We start from the raw sequence: 16473 nt of genomic DNA on the forward strand, positions 1-16473 counted from the left end.
AACCGTCAACGCCTGCACGAAGCCCTCGGCTACCGCACCCCAGTCGAGGTCGAAGCGGCTTACGATCAATCCCACACGAGCACCCTCGTCACCACATAAGCGCGGAACGAAACCCAGGGCGCTTCAATCGACGAGTAGAACGCCTGCTTATCGTGATTGCACTGGGTACACAGGGGCTGGAGGTTCTCGATGTCGTCTGTTCCGCCCCAGCTGTGAGGGATCTTGTGATCGACTTCCAGCTTCACGTGATCGTTAAGCCGGGGTCTTCCCGCATTGCGCGCAGCGTTTACTGCTGAGGACCTCCCCGCGCACGCGGGCCGAGATCCCCTTCCGTCTTCTCGCCGTGGTCCGCTTCGACGTAGCCCGTCCTCGAAGCGGATACACCCACACGCCGTCCCGGCTCTCGGGCTTCATATCGAAGATCGCGTACATATCGCGTAGCCGCCGCCCCGTCTGAGCATGGGCTCCACCAGCCTGCGCGGCGTAGAACGCCTCGATTTCGGTCATCGTCGGCGGATCGTCGCGCCGTTCATACAAGAGGCGGTAGATCACTTGCTGGTCCGTCTCGTGCAGCAGGGCCTTGAGCTCGTCGCTATCGGGCTCCGGCAGACCAGCAGAAGTCATTTCCTCGGCACCACCGGAGCAGGACCGCTCACGCTCTCGCTGTCCGATGCCAGCCGCCACCAGCCATCCGCGATCTCGACGCCATCGACGGGCGACGCGGGGACGACGCGGACGCTGTCCAGCTCGCCAGGCTCGGGGGTCACAGCACCCAGCGCAGTCGCGAGGTCCCGCTGCACGTGGTAGTCACCGCCGAGAATGAGATATCCCTCCGGGCGCAGGGCGCTGCGAGAACCGCCGTTGTCACGGACGCGCTCATATAGTCGTCTTGCTGGGCGACGGTCGCGATGATGTTGCGCGACAGGCGCAGGTTGGTCGCCCTTCGGAACAGTTCATTGAGCCGCGCTTGCCCGCTTCGCCCGCTAATGATCTCGTCGACGACGTGCGGCGGTAGCTGGAGCAGGGCGTTGGGCTGCATCGGCGCGTCCTTGTGCAGCCAGAGGATCTGCGAGCGGCCGTGCGCATTCAGGCCGGTCTTGCGATCGCGGTTCTCGCTGGTGCGGCGGTTCTGCTCGCTCACCCGCACCAAGCCCGCACTCCACACGGACTTCGCGTCGTCGGCCTGCGTGACCAGGGCGATCTGCTCGAAGCTCTCAATGGGGAGCATCCAGGCGCCGGTATGGGAGTACTTGCAGTCCACTTCGTGATTGGCGATCGAGAAGTCGAGCACCTGACCGTCATTGAGCCGCAGCTCACGCTGGAGGTTGATCTCAGCGCGGGTACCGAAGTGGGTTTTCTCGGTCTTGAACAGCTGATCGAGCCGGTACCGGCCCGTGTGCTGACCGTCGTACAGCTGGTCGAAGGTCGCACGGAACACCTTCGCCATCCGCTGCCCGTCCGGATCGAGGGCTCGTAGCACCGCAGCGACTTCGGCCACCGCGTCGTCGTGCGGAGGCTCTTCCAGCTCGAACAAGCCCATGCGACCACTCTAGAAGGTAGAACCCTTGACTCCCGGTCCCCGAGTCAAGTCGCTGTATGATGCGGCGGTCGCTGACTTCCCCGGCAATCCCACCCCCAATATCCGGAGCGGCATGAATGAGAAGTGTCCGCGCGCCTGCCGTGTCTGATGGCATTGCTATCCTGACGCTTAGGCGGTGACCGAAGGAGCTGGCACTATGGCGGGAGGGTACGAGGATTGGCAGAGGGTGCTTTCTGCCGCCTTCCTCATCCCGCACCAGGGCCCAACTGTGCTGTTCCTCGATGACGGCGCGCTTGCCCGCTTCCGCCCAGAGGCGGAGAACGCGGGCGACGACCTCGCCGAGGCGGTGCGCAGCAGGCTCAGGCTCGGCGATGGTCGGTCCATGTTCGCGCCTATCATGGCTTCTTTCCGGCAGTGGCAGCGCAGCTCGCGACTTGACCCACCGCCGGTGCTGCCAGTGATCGCCCTTACCGTCCTCGCAGCGACCAGGATGCGATCGGACGCGGATGCGCGCTCTACTAACTACTATCTCCGGCTCGCGCAAGCACTCTGCCCAGGCGCCGACGTCGAGGCTATCGGGGCGCTCCGCAACGATCTCAGAGAGGGCGGTGCCTTTCTTGACGTCGTGGAGATGTGGCGCGGGTTGCACGGCTGGATAGAAGCGCAAGACGGCGCCATAGGCGCCTCGACCATCCGGGACCACCCCCACCTCCAGCGGATCGGCTACCCGCTGTCGCAAGCACTCGTACGCCAGAGCGACCGCATGGCGCTCACCCGCTTTTTCCAAGCTCTCGACGTCAGTCCCGGTGCCGTCCCTGATTCTCGCGTGATTGCGTCCGCGCTCGATATCTGGACAGCAGCCGCTCAGAACCGGCTCAGCGAGGCATTCATGCGGGCTCTGGGTGACGCGGACCTCCGCCCGCTCCTCGCCATCGTCGTCGAGGCCCACGCGCAAGCATGGGACGGCCGGGTGCTGGCCAGCGAGGGGAAACAGCGGATCGAAATCCGGCTGAGCATCGACCTTGACGCCTGGAAAGCTCGTTGGCTTTTCCCCATTCCTCCGGGCGGTCCCGACACCCTTGCTGTGCTCGCGCCCGGCAGCGACCGGGAAGTAAGCCTCACGACCTTGGCTGGGCTTGACTATTACTCCGTCCAAGGAAGCCCGGCAGTGACGCCGGAGTTGCTGTCTTCCGGGTTCCGGCTACGAGGTAATGAGTTCACGGCAGAATCTCCTCCATCACCCGTGCTTTTCCTGAGCCCGGATGCGCAAACGGGTGCCTGGACGTCCGCACCTGGAATGCTTCCCTTCGAGGAGCATCTGGTCGCGATCAGCGCCCCTCACGTCACGGAGTTCCGGCAGGTGCTCAGCCAGGCCGCCGTTGACGGCTGGCGCCTCCTCTCTCAGCGTGGATCTGTCCTTCTCTCCGGATATGCCCTGTTTCAGGGCGTTCGCTTCACTAACGGAGAGATGCTCGAGGAAGCCCTCGCGGGGCTTCCGGGCCTTCGCCGCCTCGGCGTCACGCCCGCTGCCATCCCTCGTGCCCGGCTCGTCCGTGGCCTTCCTCTCGCCACATCGATCTCAGGCACGCACTATCTCATCGGCGGCGAACCGGACCTGCTACTACCCACCGGGCCCGACTCGCGCACCGCGACCGTGACACTCGACGGTCGGCGCGAACAGCTCCAGGCAAACGGGTTTCCGCTCGAGCTGCGCCGCTTCATCAGCGACACGGGCCGTCACATCGTGGACGCAGATGGGCAAGAACTCTCCTTCACCACGCTGGAGGAAGGGCCGGACCCTTCCCAGCCGTCCGGCACAGCCTCACTTGGCTGGACTCAGGACGCTCAAATGAGTGCACAAGGCCACCTGTTCGCCGTAACTGGCGCCTGCGTGAGCGGCCCGTCTGATTCGTACCCCATCCTCGTACGTCGCGGCCGGGACGAATCCTGGCTCCTGCACGCTGACGGACGCACCGAGCTCCTGGCGGAAACCGAAACGCCCGCGTTCCTATTGAGCATCGACATCGAGCTCCACTTACCGTGCTTCGAGATCAGTGCTGCCTCAACCGCCCGGTGGCTCGCCCAACGGCGCGGAACACGATGGCGGCTCACAGAGATCGGTTCATCAAAGCGGAACGAGTACGACCTCGACATTGATGTCCTCGACGCCTGGAAACGGGCATGCAGGGACACCAACGGTGCGCAACTCTGGAAAGCACAACTGAGCATGGCCGGGGGCGCAACATGATCGGCGACCTCCTGCTGACCTGGATCAGCGAAAACGGCAGCGGCACGATCGCCAACTTCCGCGCCCGTGCCGCATGGCTCGCGCGCACCGAGAACGTCGACCTGCACGAAAGCGCCACAGGACGCTGGCTGCGTGACGTCGCCTCCCTCGGCCATTGCGAAGTCGACTGGAAAACCGGGAAATGGTCAGTCGCCCCGCCTGTCATCACCCGGCTCCCATTTGCCGATGGCCTCGCGATCCTCGTCGGCGCCCGACGACCGCGACTAGTCCGTGCCCTCGAAGAAGGGGGAATCTACACCGAGCATGCGACGCGCCCCGGTTCGGAGCGCGACATACCCGCACCGCACACGATCTTCATCCCCTACGAGCGAGCGAGCGACCTCGAGGAAGCAGCCGCCATACTCGGTGCGACCTATACCGGTTGTGCCGCAGCCGGCATCGCGGCCCTGCTCAGGACTCCGCCCCCTCTTAGCCCGAGCGCGCCTCCCGCCTACGACTCGCCATTCGAACAGCTCGTCAGCTTCGGCCCGCACACGTGGGTGCAGGCATCATCCCGCGATCCCCGTCTGCCCGATGGACTCTTCCGCGAGCAGATCAACGGCCGGTGGCGGCATACGCTGCGCCGCGACGGCAACTGGTATGCCACCGATTTCTCGCATGGACTCTTTGCCGAACTCGCCCGGCGCGGCGAAACCGTCGTCCGCTGGCGGTCAGACAGTGACCGTCGCACTAGCACCGGCACGGTCATCGTCGACTGGGGAGCACCGCTCCCGCCACTTCACTCGCGTGCGCTCGTTTTGTGCAGCGGCTTCGTCCCCCGGTTTGGCGTCAACGCCGAGACCGTCCTTTACGACAACGTTCCCCGCGAGATTGCCACCCAAGTCGCCGACTCGCTCGGGCAAACTATGGAATCAGCATCTGAGCAGGAAGGCACGGCATTCACATGACCGACAGCAGCAGGCATCTTGACGCCATCCAGACGTTCGAGCATCTCCGTGACGCCTACTTCCGCTACTACGACACGCCCTTCGGTCTCGCCGACGAGCGCCTTCAAGCCGAGCGTCGCGCGCTCCTGGACCGCGACGGCGGCGCCTACCGCAAACCCCTTCTCGAGCTGAGGCCCGAGTACGAAAGCTCCGGCCGCAGCCTCGCCGAATCCGCCGCCGCAGCGGGCGCAGACCCAGATCTGGCGGACTTCATCAGCACAGGCCTGCTACCGGGAGTCCCCTCGCTATACCGGCACCAGGAAGAAGCCCTCACCGCGGGAGTCCAGCCAGGTCAGCACATGGTCATCACCGCCGGAACCGGCTCCGGTAAGACCGAGTCATTCCTCATGCCGGTCCTGTCCTCACTGCTGAGCGAATCCCGGACCTGGACCGGACACGGGGCGTCACCAGACGACTGGTGGACTTCGGAAGGCAATCCATACCACCCTCAGCGCGACGGGGAAACCGGCCGCGAAGCCGCTGTGCGCACCATCGTCCTCTACCCGATGAACGCCCTCGTCGACGATCAGCTCATCCGCCTGCGCCGCGCCCTCGACAACGATGACATCCGCGCATGGCTGGACGCCAACCGCAACGGGCACCGGTTCTACTTCGGCCGGTACACCGGTGCCACCCCCGTTACTGGCATTCGCAGCAACAACCTCGCTCTCGGCGAACTACGCCGCTACCTGCGACAGACGGACCAGCGCGGCACCCGCGCACGGCAGATCGCCACGCAGAAGGCCGATGAGGATCTCCGGTACTTCGTGCCGCGACTCGACGGCGCCGAGATGCGCTCACGCTGGGACATGCTCGACTACCCGCCCGACATCCTCATCACGAACTACTCCATGCTCAACGTGATGCTGCTACGCGAACGCGACGGCCACTTCTTCGACTCCACAAGGCGATGGCTCGACAACCCCGCCAACGTCTTCACCCTCGTCGTTGACGAGCTGCACACATACCGCGGAACCGCAGGCACTGAAGTGGCCTACCTCTTGCGCACGCTCAAGCGCCGCCTCGGCCTCGACGCGCGACCAGAGCAGTTCCGCGTCCTCGCGGCATCCGCATCACTCGACTCTGAACGCGACAGCGACTACCTGCACCAGTTCTTCGACGTCGACCAGGGAACGTTCTCCTTCATCACTGGCTCCAGCATCACGCCGGCCGAGTACCAGGTCCCTCCCGCTGCCGATCCCGCCGACCTCGCGACCGCCGACGCAGTAACCGCTGCGGCGGACGGACGAGCCGGCGGCGTGGTGAATGCCCTTCGGGGCGCACTTCACGGCAACGGAACCGGCGGGGCGAAAACACTCACCCAGATCGCCCAGGAAGTCTTCCCCGCCACGCCAGACGAACTCTCTGAGCAGGCAATTGCCAACGTCCTCGCCGGGCTTGCCCAAGACCCTCAGACGGGCGACCCGAAGCTCCGTGCCCACCTATTCTTCCGAAACGTCGTCGGCATGTGGGCATGCTGCGACCCCTCATGCAGCGCCGTCACCGACCCGCAGGCCGCGCGTACCGTCGGAAAGCTATACGCCGAGCCAGCTACCCGCTGCGAATGCGGAGCACGGGTACTCGAGCTGCTGTACTGCCAGAACTGCGGCGATGTCCTCCTCGGCGGCTTCGCCCCGGAAGGGGAACTGCAGAAGCAAGCTGTTAAGACGATGCTGCTGGCTGACGTACCCGAGCTCGCCAAGCTGCCCGACCAGGTCACTTTGCAGCGCACTCCAGATAACTACCTCGTCTACTGGCCCCGCCCTAAAACCACGCTGACGAACCTCGATTCAGCCACCTGGAATCGCGACAATAGCGCAGTCTCCTACGCCTTCCGCCCAAGCAAGCTCAACCCTGCCTCCGGTGAAATCAGCAACATTGCCGAAGGATTCACCGGATGGAGTTTCCACGCCCGCATCGCCCGCAACAACGCCACCGGAGAGTTGCGCCGCGCTCCCGAGACAGTCAGCCCATTCCCGACGCAATGCCCGAATTGCGGCGATGACTGGGAGATCCAGTACGGCCGCAACGGGAGGCTTCCGGCCACCGATCCCGCTACGCAGCGCTCGCCCATCCGACAGATGCGCACCGGTTTCGAAAAGATCAACCAGGTGCTCACCACGGAGCTCGCCAATGACCTTCGAGACGCCGACCGTAAGCTAATCGTCTTCACCGACAGCAGGCAGGACGCCGCAAAGCTTTCCGCCGGACTCGGCCTGCGTCATTATCAGGACCTGCTGCGCCAGCTGCTCTACGCGCGCCTCGCCGGTTCTGGCAGCGCCGTGCTAGATCTTGTTCTTGCCGAGGGCCACGTGGTCCGCAACGAGAAGACCGTCGAGTCTTTCGCAGCTCTTGCCCGCCTCAGGCAGCGCAACGCCCCGCTTCTCGATGAACTCCGGGACATCTGGGACGGCAAGCCCGAGACCGGTCCGGGCGACGCCGAACGCTTGAAAGCAGCGCTTTCCGCGCCGCCTTCTCTTCGGGAACTTGCCGCCGAAGTATCCGCCGATCTTCTGGGCCTCGGAATGAACCCCGGAGGACCTCATGCGCGCCTCCGCGAAACCTCTGAAGACCATGCAGTGACATGGAGCGAGCTCTACGATTGGCGTCTCACGCCGCCAGCGCCGAAGCCAGGCCTCACGGACCCGCAGAGGTCACTCCTCAACGACATCGGCCGCTCCCTCGAGGAAGAGCTCCTTGAAGGACTGTTCTCCGGCGGAGGACGCGACTTCGAATCCCTCGGCCTCGGCTGGCTCGCACTAGCCTCCGACACCGCACCCGCCGATGCGCCGGCTGACCCGGCCACCGGACAAGCGAGAGCAGCGCTGCGTATCTTGGCTGACCAGCGCCGGTTCTTCGGTCTCCGAGGTGCACGGGACGACCCGACCCCCAAACTCCGGAAGTTCTGGGCAGACGTGGCCAGCGCGGAGCGCTCAACGGCAGATAGCCTACGAGACGATGCCCTGAACAGAGCCGGGAGTGCAGTCGTCGAATACTTGATCGACCCCTCGGCCGTGGTCTTGCGAATGGGGGAGGGGCGCGCCTGGACCTGCACGAGATGCAGCCGTCAGCATCTGACTACTGGCAATGGTTACTGCACCAAGTGCGCGAAACCGCTACCTGCTGATACTGTCCCCGTTGATCTCGACCAGGACTACTACGCGTGGAAAGCAACCCGCGACGATGGCAGATTCCGTCTCAATACCGCAGAGCTAACCGGCCAGACCGACCGCATCGACGCGCAGTCCCGCCAATCACGCTTCCAGGATGTTTTCCTGGGCTCAGGAGAAAACGAGCTCACCGACGCTATCGACGTCCTTTCGGTTACGACAACGATGGAGGCCGGAGTAGACATAGGTGCGCTCTCCGCAGTGGTTCTCGGCAACATGCCTCCGACCCGATTCAACTATCAGCAGCGTGTCGGACGTGCAGGGCGACGTAACTCACCGGTCGCGGTCGCGCTAACCGTATGCCGCGGCCGCAGTCATGACGAGTACTACTTCGAACGCCCAGACCGCATCACGAATGAGCCCACGCCGAAGCCCTACCTCGCTCTGAACCGACCGGAGATCTTCACGCGATCACTTCGGAGCGAGGTCCTTCGCCAAGCATTCTCGGAGCTCATCTCCGCGACCGACGGCGAAGACGCCAGCAGCAACGTGCACGGCGCATTCGGCAAGACCAGCGACTGGCACACTTTCCTCCGGCCCAGGCTCGAGGGGTGGTTGGCGGACCACCCAGGCGTCGTGCGGGAAACCGCTCGCTCGCTCGCCCGCAGCACAGCATTCCAAGGCACTGCGGACGAGGAGGCGGAACGGTGCATAAGCGCACTCCTCGACGACATCGATCACTCGGTCCTCGCCCAACGCCACGATGACCTCAGCCAGCAGCTGGCTGAAGACGGACTCCTCCCCATGTTCGGATTCCCCACCTCGGTCAGGTACCTCTACCTAAAGCGTCCTCAGCGCTCCTACCCGTGGCCTCCAGCAGGAGTCATTGACCGCGACCTCAGCATGGCAGTCAGCCAGTTCGCCCCCATGAGTGAAGTCGTCCGCGACGGGACCGTCTATCCGGTCGTCGGCGTCACCGCATTCAAGCCATCTGGACCACGACCCCAGCCGGAACCCGAACCGCTTGGTATCGAGTCGCCTCTCTCCATCTGTCGCGCTTGCTCCTACCTCGGCGAGCAACAAGACCTAGGTACCTGCCCAAGATGCGGTGCCGGCCCTACCTTCTATACGACCGTGCCTCTACGGGAACCGCTCGGGTTCCGCAGCGGAACCGGCACAGACTTCGACGGCAACTTCTCGTGGAGCCCCCGCGCGATGGCCGCGCGGGCAATGACAGATATGGATGCCCTCGCCCGCCAAGCCCCTGGAAACTCCCTGATACTCTCCGGACCTGGCTCCCGGTACGTCATCAACGACAACGGCGGGCAGCTCTTTACTCTCCGCCGTGCGGCTCCCGGCGGTCCTGAATGGGGCGGCTACGTCTCAACCCGTGCCATCGATGCGGGGCTGCTCCATCCGTCGTTTGCCACTGGAGATCCGATCAGCGTCGCCCTCGGCGCCATCCAGCACACCGACTTCCTCTTCGCAGGGGCTGGTGCACCAACGAATCTCGACACCGGGCTCCGCCTCAACCTCGTCTCCGGAATCCGCCAGCCCTACGGCGCGCAGGAAGTTACTGACAGTCGACGCGCCGCGTGGTACTCGCTCGCATTCCTCCTGCGCACTGTTGCCTCTGCGGCGCTCGATATCCAGCCTCTCGAACTTGCCGCGGGCATCTACTCCGGCGTTACCGGAAGCGAACCCGCCACGTACGCGTTCCTAGCCGACACCCTAGAGAACGGCGCAGGGTTCAGCACCCAGCTTGGCTCACGCCGGTTCCTCCCTGAATTCCTCGATGCGGTCGTCAGCTACCTAGCCGAGCTGGAAGACCCGTCGCATACCAAGGTCTGCAGCTCATCGTGCTACCGCTGCCTTCGGGACTACGGAAACATGGCCTATCACGCCCTGCTCGATTGGCGGCTTGCCAGGGACCTGTTCCGGCTCCTACAGGGGCTGCCGCTAACCATCGACGACGCGGCAGAAACCGCCGCCATCGACCGCTGGGCACACGCCTACAACGCTGCACCAATTAGCAGCGAGGTCCCAGCCGCACGATACGATAGCCCTAGCGTCGGCTCATTCGCGGTAATCGCCCGCCACCCTTTCGAAGCCTCCGAGGACACGCTCATCGCCCCTCGTCTTGCCGAAGCAATGGCCGAGATCGAAGCCTCCGAAGAAGACCTGGACGGCGTGGTTTTCGTCGACTCCTTCACCCTCGACCGCGATCCGCGCCGCGTTCTCAAACTCATCTCCGACTCCGAACTGGCAGGTGCGTAATCCCAGAATCACCGGAACCGCAATGGTGGTCAGCAACAGCCACCTGGCGTCTGCTGCGCTGCCCCGCATCCGCGGCACCCGCCTCGGCACCGTCGAGACCGATAAGTCAAACTGCAGATAACCCCGGAGCCATCGCACACCTTGCGCTGCAGCGCTGGATCGAGGCAGGAGAGTGGTCATCCGCACACCCAGGTAAGCGACTCCAGGAGCGTTTCGACGAAGTCGCGAAGGCTCATGAGGCCGAACCGGCAAGCATGCTCCAGGGAATCGTCACCCGGGCACGGCTCCAAACCCGCGGGCAGGCACTCTCAGAGATTCTCGCCAGTGCCGGTTCGCGGCCGCAAAGCGAGGTGCTCTTGCGTGACGACGATCGGGGCCTCTTCGGCATCCTCGACATCGTGGCTCCCGAAGCTGGCGGGCTCATCATCGACCTCAAGACCGGAGGACGCAAGGCCTCCGCAGCCATATCAACCGAGATCGACCACCAGATGACGTTCTATGCGCATCTGTTCCAGGCGAACTTTGGGGCATTTCCGGAACGTGTGCTTGTCTTCAGCTTGCAGCGCGGCCTCCTAGAGATTCCAGTGACCAGCTCTGACATCGCCCCATTCTTGAGCAAGATTCACGCCGCGCAAACTTCAGAGCGAGTCACTGCCTATCCGCAGGCCGACGTGTGCCGGTACTGCCCGAAACGCGTAATATGCGAGCCGCATTGGGACGCCATCTCCGCCTGGGACGATGCTGACGCCATCGAGGGCGAGATCGCCGCCATCGAACACTCCAGCTCCGGGACAGCCGCAGTGCAGATCGGGGGCCAGTGGCTGACGGGAATATCAGCGACCATCCTTCCCAGCAACCTTGCACCTGGCCAGTTCGCGCGCGCTGTTCGCGTCCGCCGACGTAGTGGCAGCGTATCCGGTGACTGGTCGGCGAGCAGCCGCAGCCGCCTCCGCATCCTGCCCGAATCGTGATTCGCGCGGACGAATGAGCGCCTAGTGATCCGCAGGTGAATCATACCGGTGCGAATCTTCGTTGGTTATGCCCGGTCCAACGGCGTGAGTGGACCGGTCTAGCCTAGTGAAGTCGAAGAAGAAGCTAGTAAGCCAACGGAATGGAGACGCTGTCACATGGTCGCTCTGCACGTCCTGGGAAACGGGTTTGATCTGCAACACGACCTCCCCACGGCATACACCCCGCACCTGAAGAAGATCGCTGTTGAGGCCGAACGTTTCCACGGGGAGTGGGAGTGTTACAGCGATGCGGAAGATCTCTGGTCAGACGTGGAAGCGGATCTCGCACATCCCGACATGGACATGCTTCTCCAGCATCTTGAGAGCTACGCGCCGGATCTTCTATCGGAACGCGAAGGCGACAGAGACGGCATTATCCACGAAGCTGAGCAGCTCCTCGACTTTCCCCTTGAGGAGTTTGCGAGACGCGCCGATGAGGCGCTTGAAACGCGGAATCCGTTGGGCATCTTTCAGAAGATATTCGGACCACGCGACTACTTCCTCAACTTCAACTACACCCACACTCTGGAACGTCTTTACGGGTTGATCCTTATCGCGTTCTACACGTGCATGGCGAAGTTGGCGGTGAGCGACTCATCCTCGGATGCGCGCCTGGGGCGCTTCGAGATCTGCCGGAACTGCACGAATGGGATGACGAGGAAAGTTTTGACTACTATCGATCCACCGCGCACGGGGCGTTCGAGAAGCGCCTAAAGGAATTTGAAAAGACTTACCGGGTGGAGAGAATGACCCAGTTCCTCGCTCGGATTCCTTGCCATTTTGATCGCGTTGTTGTCTACGGCTTCTCGTTCGGCTTAGTCGACAAACCGTATTTTGATCGACTAGCAGAGCTGCTGGAAGATGTGCCTTGGATGGTCTATGCGTACAACAGGACTGCTCTGGAAGATGCATGCTCTCATCTTGATGAGTATGGATGCGGCATCAGGTACCGAAAGCAAGTCCTGGAAGAGAAGTCGTCTCAGCTCACCTCGCGACCATCTGCGACGACCGGCTGATCGCTCGCAGTAGACGTCGCATCGTCAGGGTATGCCTGCCAGCCAAGCCGACTGGCTAGATGTGATGACCAGGCACGTTGGTCGAGTCATTGCGACTCGTTGATCTGAACGGGTGACAAGCGAAGACCTCTCGCTGTGCAGTGGAGCTGTCTAGGTCCCACACCACGCACCGGGAGGTCTTCATGGCCCACGCTACCCACTCGAACGCCGCGCTCACAGTCCGCGCCCGCCTACGCCTGGCCCGCCTCATCATCGACGACGAATGGCCCATCGCCCGCGCAGCAGAACGCTACGACGTGTCCTGGAAGACCGCCGCGAAATGGGCCCGCCGCTACGAAGCTGAAGGCGCCGACGGTCTCCTGGATCGTTCCAGCCGCCCCCACCACCAACCGAACAAGACGCCACCACACGTGGTCCGCAAGATCGTCGAGACCCGGCTGCGTCATCGCCTCGGACCCATCGAAATCGGCGCGAAACTGGGCCTGCCCGCCTCAACCGTGCACGCCGTCCTGACACGCTGCCACCTCAATAGGCTCACCCACATCGACCGCGCCACCGGCGAACGAGTACGCCGCTACGAACACGGGCGCCCCGGCGATCTCATCCACGTCGACGTGAAGAAACTCGGGCGCGTGCCCGACGGCGGCGGCCACCGCTACGTCGGACGCGCCCAAGGCGAGCAGAACCGCATCGCCACAGTCAAAGCCGGCCACGCCACCCGTAACAGCACCCACGCACCCCGCCTGGGAACGTGCTACCTGCACACCGTCATCGACGACCACTCCCGCGTCGCGTACGTCGAAGCCCACGACGATGAGAAGAAAGAAACCGCAGCGGCCGTGCTGCGCAACGCCGTCGCATGGTTCGCTGCGCGCGGCGTCAGCGTCCAACGCGTGCTGAGTGACAACGGCTCAGCGTACAAGAGCCACCACTGGCGTGACACCTGCGCCGAACTTGGCATCGTGCACAAGCGCACCCGCCCGTACCGTCCACAGACGAACGGCAAGATCGAACGCTTCCACCGCACCCTGGCCGACGGGTGGGCCTTCGCGAAGTTCTACGACAGCGAAGACGCCCGGCTCGCGGCGCTGGCACCATGGATCCACCAGTACAACCACCACCGGCCCCACTCAGCCATCGGCAGAGTCGCGCCCATCACCCGGTTGGACAACCTGGCTGGTCATCACAGCTAGAGACACCTCTGCTTGCTGGTACGGGGCTGTTTGTGTCCAGCGCAGGAACTCCGGCTAGAGCCCGTCAGCCGACGCCACGCAATACACGTAACGCAGGCTGACGCCTGTGGGATCGATCAGCCCGACGAAGGGCTGCATGACGCGAAGAGGGATGCCATTCTTGGCTTCCGCGTTGCGCGCTTCCCCTCAGCACATGTCATCAAGGCTTCGGTCACGCGGGTCAGCGCCGAGGGGACGCTCTCGTGCTCCCAGATTCTCATGACAGTCCAGTCGGCTTCCCTCAGGAGTTTCGTGTTCTGGGCATCGCGTTCCACGTTCCGCGCGAGCTTCAGTGACCAGTACGACTGGTTGATCGACGGTCGTGATCCGTGTTCAGGGCAACAGTGCCAGAAGCACCCGTCGACGAACACGGCGATCCGCTTGCGGGTGAACACGATGTCTGGGCGCACCCGTCCGCCGGGGAGGTCGATGCGGTAGTCCACGCGGTAGCGGAACCCTGCTCGATGAAGAGCGGACCGCAGCGCGAGCTCGGGTTTCGTGTCCCGACGACGGTTCGCCTGCATGTTCCTGCGCCGCACGGTCGCCCGCAGACCGGAATCCTCGCAACGCATGAGGTAGGAGGGGTTGCTGTCCGTGAGGGTGTCCCGTTCGCGTCGAGGAACGTCCAGCGGACAGCGACGAGGACGAGGCGGTCACTGAAAGGGCGCTCGTCGACGATCTCGTACCCCACCGATGCGAGACCGAGCTGCTTGTAGACCGGCTAGGACTGCTCGAGCCCTGACACCATCGCATCCCGTGAGTCGAGGACGCCGGAGAACCCGGTCGTCCACGATCGTGCCGGGTGTCGCCCACAGGTCCGCCGAGGCCCCGGCGTCGAAATTCGTGAGCGCCGCCGCATAGCGACCGAAGAAGTCGTCGATGTCCTGGCTGCTGATGGTCATGTTTCGACGATACGTGCGCTGACGACCGGGCGTCGCGTCGGAACGCGACTCACTCGAAGGCGGAATCCTTCATGCCTGCAAGGTAGCTCGCCTGGCCGACGTGCTGCAGCGCATCCTCGCTGACGCTCACCAGGCGGGCGCCGCGGGTCACCGGCGGATCCCAGTTCTCGTCGACGACATCGTCGAGGTCCGCGTCCGTCAGGGTGTCGAGGTAGGCCACGTGCGCAGCCGTCACGGCCTCGAGGTGATCGACGAGGGCGTTCGCGTCGTTCACCACGAGGGCTCGCGTCTGGTCGGGGGAGTCGCCGTACCCCATCGCGTCCGCACCGCGGTCCACGCCGAGCTTCTCCGCCCAGCCCCCTCGCGTCCACTCCTGTTGTTCGCCCGAGAGCTGCGCGACCTGCACGTCGATCTCTCGAGCTGCATGCCACAACAGCCACGCGATCGAGTTGTCGTGCCCCGGGTGAGCGTTGAGTCGCTCGGCCGGAACGTCCCGCAGGGAACCCGCCACCTCCGCGGCTCGTCCCGCCAGATCCTTGAGTACCTCGATGCCGTTCATGCTTCGACCCTAACGCTCGGCCGGCACCGTGCCCAGAGCGAATTCAGCCTGCGGCGCATCGAATCTCTATAAGGTGCCGGAGAAGGTTGAGCAGCAGAACCGGGTGAGGAGGCACACATGAACGCGGCCATCGTGCCCTGGTATCGCGAGGTCAGCCCGACGCAGTGGAAGTCCTTCTGGGCCGCGTGGCTCGGGTACCTGCTCGACGGTTTCGACTTCGTCATCATCACGCTCGTCCTCACCGAGGTGGCCGACGAGTTCGACCTCAACGGCGTCCAGGCCGCCACCCTCATCAGCGCGGCGTTCGTCTCCCGCTGGTTCGGAGGTCTCGTGCTCGGCGCCATCGCCGACACCCTCGGACGCCGTGACGCCATGGTGCTCGCCATCGTCACGTTCTCCCTCGGTTCACTGTTGTGTGCAGTCTCCACCGGCTACGTCATGATGTTCGCCGCACGCCTTCTCATCGGCTTCGGCATGGCGGGGGAGTATTCCGCGAGCGCCACCTACGTCATCGAGTCGTGGACGCAGCACCTGCGTAACAAGGCCAGTGCCTTCCTCATCAGCGGCTTCTCCATCGGTGGAGTGCTGGTCGCTCAGGTCTACCGCTTCGTCGTGCCCGCGTGGGGCTGGCGAGCGCTGTTCGCCATCGGTCTCGTGCCGATCGTGCTCGCCCTCTGGCTGCGCCGTGGTCTGCCCGAACCGGAGGACTTCCGTCGGGCGAAGGACTCCGGTCGGGTGGACGCAACGTCCGACATGTTCACGACGCTGTACCGCGGCCCGCACCGCATTCTCAACGTCCTCCTCACCCTGGCGACGTTCGCGATTCTCCTCGCCATCTTCGGCGGTTACGTCCACGGCGCAGCGATCATCACCCCGATGTCCATCTTCATCACGGCAGTGTTCGTCTGGTTCCTCGTACAGTTCGAGCCTCAGCGCTGGCCCACGGCCGTTGCCGTGACGGTCGTGGTCTTCACCGTGTTCTTCTTCGCCTGGCCCGTCACGGCCCTTCTGCCGACCTACCTCAAGACCGACCTCGGTCTCTGGCCCGGAGAAGTCAGCGACATCCTCTTCTGGAGCGGATTCGGTACGGCCTTCGGCGCGATCCTGGCCGGCTTCACCGGAGACCGTTTCGGCACCACCCGTGCCTACTGGGGCAGCCTGCTCATTTCCCTACCCTTGCTGTGGCCGATCTTCACGCTGACCTCGGACCACGCGCTCCTCATTGGGCTCCTGCTGTTCGTCCAGCAGTGCTTCGGCGCCGGCGTCGGCGGCCTCGTGCCCAAGTGTATGGTGAGTTGGTTCTCCATCGAGAAGCGCGCCGCCGCGCTCGGCTTCACCTACAACGTCGGCGCGCTCGGTGGAGCCGTGTCGCCCGTCGTCGGAGCGCAGCTCGCCGGACGCATGCCACTCGGCTCGGCGCTCATGACGCTGTCGGCGACGTTCACCGGCGTCGTCATCCTGCTCGTCGCGCTCAAGTTCCCGCTGCGCCTGCAGCGACTCATCCGCCTGAGCGCCGTGCGCCCCGAGGACGGCAGCGACATCGTCACTCGCGCGACGTCACAGGCGGTCTGAGGCATCACGCGCCTCGGAGAC

General features: G+C 64.1%; 10 protein-coding genes and 2 pseudogenes. 7 read left to right on the forward strand and 5 right to left on the reverse strand.

Annotated features, from left to right (window positions below):
* Positions 1–65 precede the first annotated feature (65 nt).
* The 3 genes and pseudogenes from NQ706_RS11145 to NQ706_RS11155 form a co-directional block, all read right to left on the reverse strand.
* Positions 66–245: an HNH endonuclease gene (locus NQ706_RS11145; RefSeq protein WP_167539838.1), complete on the reverse strand. Its 180-nt coding sequence runs from the start codon at positions 243–245 to the stop codon at positions 66–68.
* Positions 246–252: 7 nt separating this feature from the next.
* Positions 253–684: a hypothetical protein gene (locus NQ706_RS11150; protein WP_167539807.1), complete on the reverse strand. Its 432-nt coding sequence runs from the start codon at positions 682–684 to the stop codon at positions 253–255.
* A pseudogene (locus tag NQ706_RS11155) lies at positions 621–1540 on the reverse strand (NaeI family type II restriction endonuclease). The gene NQ706_RS11150 and the pseudogene NQ706_RS11155 overlap by 64 nt, the downstream one beginning before the upstream one ends.
* A gap of 226 nt (positions 1541–1766) precedes the next feature.
* Between NQ706_RS11155 and NQ706_RS11160 the strand changes: the two are divergent.
* The 6 genes and pseudogenes from NQ706_RS11160 (at position 1767) to NQ706_RS11185 (ending at position 13380) form a co-directional block, all read left to right on the forward strand.
* The gene (locus NQ706_RS11160; RefSeq protein ID WP_150112746.1) at positions 1767–3788 is read left to right on the forward strand and encodes a hypothetical protein; all 2022 of its coding nucleotides are present in this window, start codon (positions 1767–1769) and stop codon (positions 3786–3788) included.
* Positions 3785–4735, forward strand: coding sequence for a hypothetical protein (locus tag NQ706_RS11165; protein WP_038567987.1), 951 nt, complete (start codon positions 3785–3787; stop codon positions 4733–4735). Before NQ706_RS11160 ends, NQ706_RS11165 begins: the two co-directional genes overlap by 4 nt.
* On the forward strand, positions 4732–10161 hold the full coding sequence (locus tag NQ706_RS11170) for a DEAD/DEAH box helicase (protein WP_038567990.1): 5430 nt from the start codon (positions 4732–4734) through the stop codon (positions 10159–10161). Before NQ706_RS11165 ends, NQ706_RS11170 begins: the two co-directional genes overlap by 4 nt.
* Entirely contained in the window at positions 10161–11132 is a 972-nt protein-coding gene (locus NQ706_RS11175; protein ID WP_081873645.1) for a PD-(D/E)XK nuclease family protein, read from the forward strand. Before NQ706_RS11170 ends, NQ706_RS11175 begins: the two co-directional genes overlap by 1 nt.
* 156 nt (positions 11133–11288) lie before the next feature.
* Positions 11289–12187, forward strand: a pseudogene (locus NQ706_RS11180) (bacteriophage abortive infection AbiH family protein).
* A 182-nt stretch (positions 12188–12369) separates the two neighbouring features.
* On the forward strand, positions 12370–13380 hold the full coding sequence (locus NQ706_RS11185; RefSeq protein ID WP_038567998.1) for an IS481 family transposase: 1011 nt from the start codon (positions 12370–12372) through the stop codon (positions 13378–13380).
* Between the two features lie 116 nt (positions 13381–13496).
* Here NQ706_RS11185 and NQ706_RS11190 read toward each other — a convergent pair whose 3' ends face one another.
* Together NQ706_RS11190 and NQ706_RS11195 are read right to left on the reverse strand one after the other, a co-directional pair.
* The gene (locus NQ706_RS11190) at positions 13497–13991 is read right to left on the reverse strand and encodes a very short patch repair endonuclease (protein WP_081873646.1); all 495 of its coding nucleotides are present in this window, start codon (positions 13989–13991) and stop codon (positions 13497–13499) included.
* Positions 13992–14370: 379 nt separating this feature from the next.
* Positions 14371–14880: a DinB family protein gene (locus NQ706_RS11195; RefSeq protein WP_038568001.1), complete on the reverse strand. Its 510-nt coding sequence runs from the start codon at positions 14878–14880 to the stop codon at positions 14371–14373.
* A 117-nt stretch (positions 14881–14997) separates the two neighbouring features.
* On the opposite strand from NQ706_RS11195, the gene NQ706_RS11200 reads away from it, so the two are divergent.
* Positions 14998–16452 (forward strand): sialate:H+ symport family MFS transporter, encoded by a 1455-nt coding sequence (locus NQ706_RS11200; protein WP_038568003.1) that lies wholly within the window; start codon positions 14998–15000, stop codon positions 16450–16452.
* Positions 16453–16473: the final 21 nt, after the last annotated feature.

This window comes from Dermacoccus sp. BD5, assembly GCF_044878485.1.
Lineage (GTDB): Bacteria > Actinomycetota > Actinomycetes > Actinomycetales > Dermatophilaceae > Dermacoccus > Dermacoccus nishinomiyaensis.

Coding starts and splice junctions, on each gene's coding strand:
- NQ706_RS11165 (WP_038567987.1), top strand. CDS start 3,785: ATGATCGGCGACCTCCTGCTGACCTGGATCAGCGAAAACGGCAGCGGC.
- NQ706_RS11170 (WP_038567990.1), top strand. CDS start 4,732: ATGACCGACAGCAGCAGGCATCTTGACGCCATCCAGACGTTCGAGCAT.
- NQ706_RS11185 (WP_038567998.1), top strand. CDS start 12,370: ATGGCCCACGCTACCCACTCGAACGCCGCGCTCACAGTCCGCGCCCGC.
- NQ706_RS11190 (WP_081873646.1), bottom strand. CDS start 13,991: ATGCGTTGCGAGGATTCCGGTCTGCGGGCGACCGTGCGGCGCAGGAAC.
- NQ706_RS11195 (WP_038568001.1), bottom strand. CDS start 14,880: ATGAACGGCATCGAGGTACTCAAGGATCTGGCGGGACGAGCCGCGGAG.
- NQ706_RS11200 (WP_038568003.1), top strand. CDS start 14,998: ATGAACGCGGCCATCGTGCCCTGGTATCGCGAGGTCAGCCCGACGCAG.